This is a genomic window from Streptomyces sp. MK37H (assembly GCF_018035285.1).
GTDB classification, from domain to species: domain Bacteria; phylum Actinomycetota; class Actinomycetes; order Streptomycetales; family Streptomycetaceae; genus Streptomyces; species Streptomyces endocoffeicus.
Map to the genome: position 1 here is coordinate 1 of NZ_JAAAYH010000343.1, position 9,781 is coordinate 9,781.

At 69.8% G+C, this 9,781-nt stretch carries 10 protein-coding genes; 6 read left to right on the top strand and 4 right to left on the bottom strand.

Annotated elements, in window-relative coordinates:
• On the top strand, positions 1-1,046 hold a 1,046-nt coding region (locus tag GWI24_RS33380), incomplete at its 5' end, for an NAD(P)-dependent alcohol dehydrogenase (protein WP_210949794.1).
• Between the two features lie 88 nt (positions 1,047-1,134).
• On the opposite strand, the gene GWI24_RS33385 is transcribed toward GWI24_RS33380, so the two are convergent.
• On the bottom strand, positions 1,135-2,481 hold the full coding sequence (locus GWI24_RS33385; RefSeq protein ID WP_210949795.1) for a hypothetical protein: 1,347 nt from the start codon (positions 2,479-2,481) through the stop codon (positions 1,135-1,137).
• Positions 2,482-2,685: 204 nt separating this feature from the next.
• Between GWI24_RS33385 and GWI24_RS33390 the strand changes: the two genes are divergently transcribed.
• On the top strand, positions 2,686-3,123 hold the full coding sequence (locus GWI24_RS33390) for an ATP-binding protein (protein ID WP_210949796.1): 438 nt from the start codon (positions 2,686-2,688) through the stop codon (positions 3,121-3,123).
• Positions 3,124-3,498: 375 nt separating this feature from the next.
• Here the strand turns inward: GWI24_RS33390 and GWI24_RS33395 are convergent, their stop codons facing one another.
• The 3 genes from GWI24_RS33395 to hppD form a co-directional block, all read right to left on the bottom strand.
• Positions 3,499-4,866, bottom strand: coding sequence for an FAD-binding oxidoreductase (locus GWI24_RS33395; protein ID WP_210949797.1), 1,368 nt, complete (start codon positions 4,864-4,866; stop codon positions 3,499-3,501).
• 109 nt (positions 4,867-4,975) lie between these two features.
• Positions 4,976-5,971: a teichoic acid biosynthesis protein C gene (locus tag GWI24_RS33400; protein ID WP_247617211.1), complete on the bottom strand. Its 996-nt coding sequence runs from the start codon at positions 5,969-5,971 to the stop codon at positions 4,976-4,978.
• Between the two features lie 285 nt (positions 5,972-6,256).
• Positions 6,257-7,405: a 4-hydroxyphenylpyruvate dioxygenase gene (gene hppD / locus GWI24_RS33405; RefSeq protein ID WP_210949799.1), complete on the bottom strand. Its 1,149-nt coding sequence runs from the start codon at positions 7,403-7,405 to the stop codon at positions 6,257-6,259.
• A 158-nt stretch (positions 7,406-7,563) separates the two neighbouring features.
• Here hppD and GWI24_RS33410 point away from each other — a divergent pair, with 158 nt between their 5' ends.
• The 4 genes from GWI24_RS33410 to GWI24_RS33425 form a co-directional block, all read left to right on the top strand.
• On the top strand, positions 7,564-8,031 hold the full coding sequence (locus GWI24_RS33410) for an Lrp/AsnC family transcriptional regulator (protein WP_210949800.1): 468 nt from the start codon (positions 7,564-7,566) through the stop codon (positions 8,029-8,031).
• A 94-nt stretch (positions 8,032-8,125) separates the two neighbouring features.
• Positions 8,126-8,722: a transcriptional regulator gene (locus tag GWI24_RS33415; RefSeq protein ID WP_247617212.1), complete on the top strand. Its 597-nt coding sequence runs from the start codon at positions 8,126-8,128 to the stop codon at positions 8,720-8,722.
• Between the two features lie 24 nt (positions 8,723-8,746).
• Complete coding sequence (locus GWI24_RS33420) at positions 8,747-8,962, top strand: hypothetical protein (RefSeq protein ID WP_210949802.1); 216 nt, start codon at positions 8,747-8,749, stop codon at positions 8,960-8,962.
• Between the two features lies 1 nt (position 8,963).
• The coding region (locus tag GWI24_RS33425; RefSeq protein WP_210949803.1) for an MFS transporter at positions 8,964-9,781 on the top strand (818 nt) is incomplete at its 3' end.

The following is a 9,781-nucleotide window of genomic DNA, read 5'->3' on the forward strand; positions in this document are numbered from 1 at the left end:
GCACCAGCGTCACCGCCTACGCAGCCCCCGCTCCGAAGGCCCCGCTGGAAAGGACCACCGTCGAGCGCCGCGCCCTGCGCGAGCACGACGTGCTGATCGAGATCGCCTACGCCGGTATCTGCCACTCCGACATCCACCAGGCCCGCGAGGAGTGGGGCACCGCCCTCTTCCCGATGGTGCCCGGCCATGAGATCGCCGGTGTGGTCGCCGAGGTCGGCCCCGCCGTCACCAAGTACGCCGTCGGCGACCGGGTCGGCGTGGGCTGCTTCGTCGACTCCTGCCGCGAGTGCGAGAACTGCCTCGCGGGCGAGGAGCAGTACTGCCTCAAGGGCGAGGTGCCCACGTACAACGGCAACGAGTACGACGGCGCCCCCACCTACGGCGGCTACAGCACCCACATCGTGGTGGACGAGAACTACGTGCTGCGCATCCCCGAGGGGATCTCGCTGGACGTGGCCGCCCCGCTGCTGTGCGCCGGGATCACCCTCTACTCCCCGCTGGCCCACTGGAACGCCGGTCCCGGCAAGAAGGTCGCCATCGTGGGCCTCGGCGGCCTCGGCCACATGGGCGTGAAGATCGCCCATGCGATGGGCGCCGAGGTGACGGTGCTGAGCCAGACGCTCCGCAAGAAGGACGACGGGCTGCGGCTGGGCGCCGACCACTTCTACGCCACCAGCGACGAGTCCACCTTCACCGAGCTGGCCGGCACCTTCGACCTGATCGTCAACACCACCTCGGCGAACCTCCCGCTGGACGGCTATCTGTCGCTGCTGAAGCTGGACGGCACGCTGGTGCACGTGGGCGCGCCGGAGAACCCCAGCGCGTTCCACCAGTTCTCGCTGATCATGGGCCGGAAGTCGATGGCCGGTTCGAAGATCGGCGGCATCCGGCAGACCCAGGAGATGCTCGACTTCTGCGCCGAGCACGGGCTCGGCGCGGAGATCGAGCTGATCGACGGCGAGCGGATCAACGAGGCGTACGACCGCGTCGTGAGCAGCGATGTGCGGTACCGCTTCGTGATCGACATCGCCTCGCTCAAGGCGTGATCGGCCGCCAAGGCCTGATCAGCCACTGAGACGAGGCCGTCCGGACCACCCCCGGGTCCGGGCGGCCTCTCCGTCTCAGATCTTTATTTCAAGCTGCCTTCAGATGGGCGACTTCGCGCGCCCGTTCGGCGACGCTGCGCACAACCGGCAGCGACGCATACGGCTTGAGGCCGGTGCGCAGGTTCCGCAGGTGCTCATCCCCCCGCGCAGAGCTGATCATCTGGTGCTCGTCGAGGAACTCGTTCCAGGTGGCACAGGCTGCCTCGACGTGCCGCATGGCCATCTGCCGTTGAGCGATCACCCCAAGGCAGTGCACTCGCCCCTGACGTTCTTGGAGGCTGCGGGCGGCGTTGGAGCGGCGCAGGGCCTTGATGCTGCCCGGCCCGTCCTTGAGTGACCACCTGACGTGTGCCTCGTGGAAGTGGAAGGCGGCTTCGTCGTACCCACCCACGGCATCCCGCCGGTTGTCCGCCTGAGCCAGGGCGGCCTCCGTCTCACGCAAGCGCGTCACAGCGGTGTTCCGATCGCCGGTCATCGCCGCCGCAGCGGCCTGCTGTCCACGCAGGAACGCCACCAGACGCGGCCCAGATGCGGGTGCGGCCTCCGCCGCCGCGTCCGCGAGTTCCAAGGCCTTCGGCCCGTAGCCGAGGTGGGACGCCTGCAAGGACATGCCTCGCAGGGTCCGGCAGTAGGTGACGTGGTCCTCGCCCCTCGCCGCGAGATCGAGCGCGCGCAGGTAGTACTTCTGCCCGAGCCCTTGCTTCATCTCGTACATCGCCATCCAGCCCGTGAGGTACACGAAGTCCGAGACGGCCGCGAGCATGGCCTTGCGCACCTTGTCCGAGGCGTCAGCGCGCAGATAGGCGCCGATGGTGTTGGTGATGAACGCCGCCGCCATCGGCCGAGCGTGACCAGCTCCGATCTCATCCAGGATCTCGGCGACCTTGTCCGTCATCCTGGTCACGGTCTCAACGTCGCTCATACCGATACGAAGAATGCGCCCCGCGCTGGTGCCCTTCACCCGCTGGTCCGGTTCTCCGGCCAGCTCGTCGTATGTGGGGACCACCAGCGTGGCCGCGTACATAGCCGCGGTCAGCACGCTGCGGCGGGACGGGTCCATATCCGCTCGGCTCAGCGCCATCACTCCCGAAACAACATCGCGCTCTTCGGCCGGACCGTCCCCCCAGCCGACTTCGGCGGACGTTACCGGCCGCCCGGCGAGTCGGGAGAGCGCTTCGAGGATCGCGGGCCGTGCCTGCGGCTTCGGCGTACTGCCGGCGAGCCACTGCGACACGCTCGACTTGTCGTAATGCAGCGTGACCCCGAGTTCTTTTCCGACGGCGTTTGTGCGCCGCGCCAGCTGCGCGTTTCCGATCCCCTCCGTCTGCATCAGGCCCGCGAGAGCCCTATTCGGCGTGCGCAGTCGTCGTGCCATTCCGACCCCCGAGCTGTGTTCAACCAGTTCAACCGTGCCTCCACTCTGCTCCCTTACCCCGATGCACGCACTGGAGTTGAGTGATTACCGGCCGTTCGGTGATCGAGATCGGGCGGCCGGTTGACGGTCGCACCGGTTTCTTCACCCCCAACCCCAAGAAGGGCCGGCGCGGTTTTCCCCCGCCCCCTGACCAAGGCGTGATCCATGACGATGACGGCAAGCAGAGCCCGCGCGACGGGATGCCAGGGCTACAGCGAGACCCACCCGCGCACAAAAGAGACGGCGTCCGTGGCGCGCGGCCTGGTCCGCACGGCGTGCGCCGCGTGGGGCCTCGGCGACGAGACGGCGGAAACCGCCGCGCTGGCGATGTCCGAACTCGTCACCAACGCCGTGAACCACGCCCGGGGGCACAGCCTGCGCGTGATCGTGGACCGCCCGGCGAATGACCGGCTGTACCTGGCGATCGTGGACATGGACCCGTCCCGGGTGCCGATGCTGCGCACCCCCGGCGGCGACGACACCGACGGGCGGGGCCTGATCCTGGTCGACGTTCTTGCCGACCGGTGGGGCTACGACCTGTTGGGCCCCGCGCGGCGGCCGAACCGTAAGCGCTGCTGGGCCGAAATGAAGGCGGCCCCGTGATGCTGCTCGACGGCTTGGACGAGGCGGTGAAGGAGGCTACCCGGCCGCAGCGTTGGCGCACGCGCCAACGGCGAACGCCCGTGCCTTGCCCGTGCCCGCCTCCGGGAACGGGGCGATTCGCACCGCACGACCACCGAGGCCACGCCGTCGGGGCGCGGCCGACCTGTCACAGGAAGGAATGCGGAATGACCACAGCCACCGCTGATGTGAGGGAAGCCTTGGGGCACCGTCGCCCGACTCGTCGAGCGGCTCGACGCAGCGGGCGCGGCCGCGCCCGAGGTCGCCCGCCTGCTGCGTGTACTCAAGATCAGTGAAGAGGCGGGCGAGGTCGCGCGGAGGGGCTTGCCCCGAGGCGGGGACTTGCCAGGGCCGCCGTCAAAAGAGCTTGCCGGGGTTGAGCAGGCCCAGCGGGTCGAAGACCTGCTTGATACCGCGTTGCAGCTCCACCCCCACCGGGCCCAGTTCACGCGCCAGCCACTCCCTCTTGAGGACGCCGACGCCGTGCTCCCCGGTGATGGTGCCGCCGAGCTCCAGGCCCAGCGCCATGATGGCGTCGAAGGACTCCCGGGCGCGGCGGGACTCATCGGGGTCGGCGGGGTCGAAGCACACCGTGGGATGGGTGTTGCCGTCCCCGGCGTGGGCGACGACGCCGATGGTCAGGCCGTACTTCGTGGCGATGGCGGCCGTGCCGTCGATCATCTCGGCGAGCCGGGAGCGGGGCACACAGACGTCGTCGATCATGGTGACGCCCTTGACCGCCTCCAGCGCCGGAAGCGTCATCCGGCGGGCCTGGAGCAGCATGTCGGACTCGGCGGCGTCCTCGGCCGGGACCACCTCCGTGGCACCGGCCGCTTTGCACAGCTCGGCCACGGCGGCGAGGTCGGGGGCCGGGTCCGGGGTGTCGAAGGCCGCCATCAGCAGCGCCTCGGTGGACTCCGGGAGGCCCATGTTCCCGATCGCGTTGACCGCGCGGACGCTCGTACGGTCCATCAGCTCCAGCAGCGAGGGGGCGTGGCCGCGCTCCATGATCCGGCAGATGGCGTCGCAGGCGGACGCGGTGGAGGGGAACTCGGCGGCGAGCACGAGCTGTTCGAGCGGGGCGGGCTTGAGGGCGAGGACCGCGCGCACGACGATGCCGAGGCTGCCCTCGGAGCCGACGAAGAGCCGGGTCAGGTCGTAACCCGCGACGCCCTTGGCGGTGCGGCGGCCGGTCTTCAGCAGTCGGCCGTCGGCGAGGACGACATCGAGCCCGAGGACGTATTCGGCGGTGACGCCGTACTTCACACAGCACAGCCCGCCGGACGCGGTGCCGATGTTGCCGCCGATCGTGCACTGCTCCCAGCTGGAGGGGTCCGGCGGATAGTAGAGGCCCTTCTCCATGACCGCGCGGGACAGGGTCGCGTTGATCACGCCCGGTTCGACGACCGCGATCCGGTCCACCGGGTTGATCTCCAGGATCCGGTCCATCTTGACCAGGGACAGCACGACGCAGCCGTCGGACGCGTTGGCCGCGCCCGACAGCCCGGTGCGCGCGCCCTGGGGCACGATCGGGACGCGCAGCGCGGTGGCGGTGCGGCACACGTGCTGCACCTGCTCCACCGTGCGCGGGAGAACGACCACGGCGGGCGCGCCCGCCTCGCAGAAGCTCGCCATGTCGTTGGCGTAGGCCCCGGTCACATCGGGGTCGGTGAGCACCGCCTCCTCGGGGAGGCCCTCCCGCAGCAGCTCGATGAGGTCCGTCATGTCTCCAGACTCGCACCCGGGAAGCGCCCGGGGAAGATCGCTGCAGCGGACGGATGACCGCGAGGAGGGCCGTGAGGAGGCCCACGAGCAGGGCCGTGCGGTACGGACGCTACTGTGCCTTGTAGTAGATGCTGACCTTACGGTCCCCGGCGGCGCCCGAGGCGAAGCCCATGCACAGCCGGCGCGGGCTGGACAGCTGGACGGCCATGCCCTCGGGCTCGCGGTAGCTGAGCGAGTAGGCGGCCTCGGTGCGGGCGCGCTGGACGAGTTCGCCGGTGCGCAGATCGACGCAGGAGACGTAGGTGTTGCCGTGGCCGGAGGGCGGGTTGGCGCCGTCCTCGCCGGTGTAGGCGGTGCCGGTCAGCTGGTACACGTAGTCGCCGAGGACCGTGAAGCCCTGGAAGACCTCGCCGTCCTCGACACCGGTCTGGGGTATGTCGTCGTACACGGCGGTGTAGTCGCCCGCGCTGACCCCGGACAGGCTCATCAGCCGGTAGCGGACCTCGCCGTCGAGGCGGTAGCGCAGCAGCAGCCGGCGGTTGAGCATGTCGACGGCGGGCTGGTTGCTGGTCGAGCCCGCCACCGGACGGTGCTTGACCAGCGAGGACGAACCGGACGAGAGCACGGTGCCATCGGCGAACTTGAAGCGGCTGACGGCGCGGCCGTAGCCGGAGTCGGGGTTGGCGTCCGACTCGGTCCACAGATAGGCGGTGGAGCCGACCGGCTCACAGCCCATGGCGACGCCGTGCCCGAACCCCTTGAGGTACATCGAGCCCAGCTCCGCCCCGGCCAGGGACAGCTTGGTGACGCAAAGATCGCCGTGGGCGGCGCGGTCGGCGCCGGAGACGGGGGCGGACTCCCCGCTGAGCCGGATCCCGCCCTCCATCAGCTGGATCGTGTAGACGTGCCCGCCCACGTCGTCGAACGCGAAGGACTGCAGCACGGTGGAGTTGTGCGGGGTCTTCTCGCGGATCAGCTGGGTGGAGGGCACCGACAGATCGAACCGGCCGCCCGCCACGGTGGTGGCCCCCGCTCGGGCGGCGAAGGCACCGAGCGCGCCGGCCGCGGCGACTCCCCCGCCGAGGGTGAACCTACGCCTGGTCAAACGGCCCGCAGTGTACTTTTCCGTGTGCATTGATACTCAACAACTCCCGTGTGATCACGCCGTGTTGGAGTGAACAGATCGCCGTGAGTGTAGACGGTGGGAAAGCGCTCCCATTCAGGTGTTCGCATTTTCTGGCACCGACGGCGCATGGGCACGGGAGTGTGAGCGCATGTGCACGGAATTGGGGGGATGGGCGCGGCCGTGCGGGGCGGGCCCGCGGCCGTCCGGGGCGGTCCCGCGCCGTCCGGGGCGGTCCCGCGGGCCGCGGCCCACCCCGCGTGGCGGTCAGAGGTTGCCGCGCTTGGCCTGCTCGCGCTCGATCGCCTCGAACAGCGCCTTGAAGTTGCCCTTGCCGAAGCCCATCGAGCCGTGCCGCTCGATCAGCTCGAAGAAGACGGTCGGCCGGTCCTGGACCGGCTTGGTGAAGATCTGGAGCAGATAGCCGTCCTCGTCCCGGTCGGCGAGGATCTTCAGCCCACGGAGGGTCTCCAGCGGGACACGGGTGTCGCCGACCCACTCCCCCAGGGTGTCGTAGTACGAGTCCGGCGTGTCCAGGAAGCTCACCCCGGCCGCGCGCATCGCCTGCACCGTGGCGACGATGTCGTTGGTGGCGAGCGCGATGTGCTGGACGCCGGGGCCGCCGTAGAACTCCAGATACTCGTCGATCTGGGACTTCTTCTTGCCGACCGCGGGCTCGTTGAGCGGGAACTTCACCTTGCGGGTGCCGTCGGCCACGACCTTCGACATCAGGGCGGAGTACTCGGTGGCGATGTCGTCGCCCACGAACTCCTTCATGTTGGTGAAGCCCATGACGTTGTTGTAGAACCCGACCCACTCGTCCATCCGGCCGAGCTCCACATTGCCCACGCAGTGGTCGATGGCCTGGAAGTTCCGGCGCGCCGGCGGGGCGACGATCGGCTTGGCCTCGGCGTAGCCGGGGAGGTACGGGCCGAAGTAGCCGGTGCGCTCGACGAGGGTGTGGCGGGTGTCGCCGTAGGTGCGGATCGAGGCCATGACCACCGTGCCGTGCTCGTCCTTGAGCTCGTGCGGCTCCTCGATCCCGGTGGCGCCGTGCTCGAGGGCGTACGCGTACGCGGCGCGCGCGTCCGGCACCTCGACCGCGAGGTCGATCACCCCGTCGCCGTGCTCGGCGACATGCTCGGACAGGAAGCGGCCCCAGGCGCTCACCGGTTTGATGACGGAGGTGAACACGAAGCGGGCGCTGCCCGAGACGAGGACGTAACTGGCCGTCTCCCGGCTGCCGTTCTCCGGGCCGGAGTAGGCGACGAGCTTCATGCCGAAGGCGGTGGAGTAGTAGTGCGCGGCCTGCTTGGCGTTGCCGACGGCGAAGACGACCGCGTCCATCCCCTTCACGGGGAACGGGTCGGCGTGCCGTGCGTCCCCCTGCTGCAGCATCTCTGTCGTCTCAGTCATACTTCGAAGCGTCCCCCGGTGGCCCAAGGTGCGCAACACTTCGCGAAATCGCTGGTCAGTGTGTATAGCCACGACTGCGCTCGGCAGCGCATCCTGTACAGGGTGACTACCGTCACAGAGGACACCTCAAGAGAAGCCTGGGACCTGGAGGGGACCGCATGGGAATCGACGGGCTCGACGCCCGCCTGATCGAGCTGCTCGCCGAGGAACCGCGGATAGGGGTGCTGGAGGCGTCGCGCCGCCTCGGTGTCGCCCGCGGCACGGCGCAGGCGCGGCTGGACCGGCTGCGGGCGCAGGGGGTGATCCGGGGCTTCGGCCCCGAAGTGGACCCGGCGGCGCTCGGCTATCCGGTCACCGCGTTCGCGACGCTGGAGATCAAGCAGGGGCAGGGGCCGGACGTACGGGCCCATCTGGCGACCGTTCCTGAGGTACTGGAGCTGCACACGACGACGGGCCACGGGGACATGCTGTGCCGGCTGGTGGCCCGCTCCAACGCCGATCTCCAGCGGGTGATCGACCTGGTGGTGGGGATCGAGGGGATCGTCCGGGCCTCGACGGCGATCGTGATGGAGAACCCGGTGCCGCTGCGGATCATCCCGCTGGTGCGGCAGGCGGCGCAGGACTGAGCACTGGGCCCGGGGAGGCCCCGAAGCGGGTCCAAAGACTCCGTTGCAAAGAAAGTGTTGCAACTGAGTCTTTGCAATGCTTACGCTGCGGCGCATGGCAGAGAACGAACAGCCTGCGTCCGACGAAGTACGGGTGCTCGACCCACGCTCCCTGCGCGGGCTCGCGCATCCGCTGCGGATGCGCCTGCTCAGCGCGCTGCGCGAGTACGGACCGGCCACCGCGTCCCAACTGGCCGACAGATTGGGGGAGTCCAGCGGCGCCACGAGCTACCATCTGCGACAACTGGCCACCTATGGCTTCGTCGAGGACGACCCGGAGCGGGGCAAGGGGCGGGAGCGGTGGTGGAAGGCGGTTCACAGGGGTACGCGCTGGAACGCCGACAAGTTCCTGGCCCACCCCGACCCGGAGGTACGGGGAGCGGTGAACACCGTGCTGCACGAGGTGGCCACCCAGCACACGCACGAGATATCCACCTTTCTGGGTACCCTGCACGACTGGTCGGGGGAATGGCGGGCGGCCTCGGACCTCAGCGACTTCTACATGCGCCTCACCCCCGAACTCGCCCGTGAAATGCGCGACAAGGTGCACGAACTGATCGAGAGCTACCGCGAGAAGGAGGTGGACCGGGACACCGAGGGCTCCGCCCCGTACCGCGTCCATCTGCACGCCTTCCCGCGCGACGAGGACTGACCGATCCCTGGGGGGAACCCACACATGTACGGCGACGACATCCATCTGTGGCTGCACCACATACGCGCCGAGCGTCTGCGTGACGAGGCCCGCGAGGCGTCCCGGCCGCACCGCCGCTCCCGCCCCGCTCGCGCCCGGGTGCTGCGCGCCCGGGTCGGCTGGACGCTGGTGGAGGTCGGGCTGCGGCTGGCCACGCCGCGGCTGCCGCAATCCGGTCTGACCGCCCGGTTCGACCACTGACATGGCCGACGACAGAGGAGACAGAGAGCGCCGGGGGGACAGTGGGGACGACCGAAGACCACTCTTACTCGTCCTCGCCGCCAACACCGTCTCCATAGCGGGCAATTCCCTCACCCTGATCGCCGTCCCGTGGTTCGTCCTGGAGACCACGGGCAGCGCGGCCAGGGCCGGGTTCGTGTCCTTCTGCGCGACCCTGCCGGTGGTCGTCTCCGCCGTCATCGGCGGGCCGGTCATCGACCGGATCGGCCGCAGGCGGGTCTCCATCGCCTCCGACTCGCTGTGCGGGGTGGCCGTCGCCGCGATTCCGGTGCTGCACTTCGCCGGGCTGCTGCGGTTCTGGCAGCTGTGCGCGCTGATGGCGTTCTGCGGACTGCTCCACGCGCCGGGCGAGACCGCTCGCCAGGTGCTCGTCCCCGCGCTGGCCGAACGGGCGGGCACCACCCTCAGCCGCGCGGCCAGCTTCTACGACGGGGCCTCGCGCGGGGCCAGGATGCTGGGCGCGGCGCTCGGCGGGCTGCTGATCGCGCTGCTCGGCCCGCCGTCGGTGCTGCTGCTGGACGCGGCCACGTTCGCGGCGTCCGCGGTACTGATCATGGCGGGGCTGCGCGGACTGCCCGCCGCCGCGCCGCGCAAGCCCGTGGTGCCGGTGTCCGCCCGCGCCTACCGCGCGGAGCTGGGCGAGGGGTACCGCTTCCTGCTGCGCCATCGGCTGCTGCTGGCCATTGTGCTGATGGTCATGGTCACCAACGGTCTCGACCAGGGCCTGTCCTCCGTACTGCTGCCGGTCCACGCCGAGCGGCACCTGGGCGGTTCGGTGCA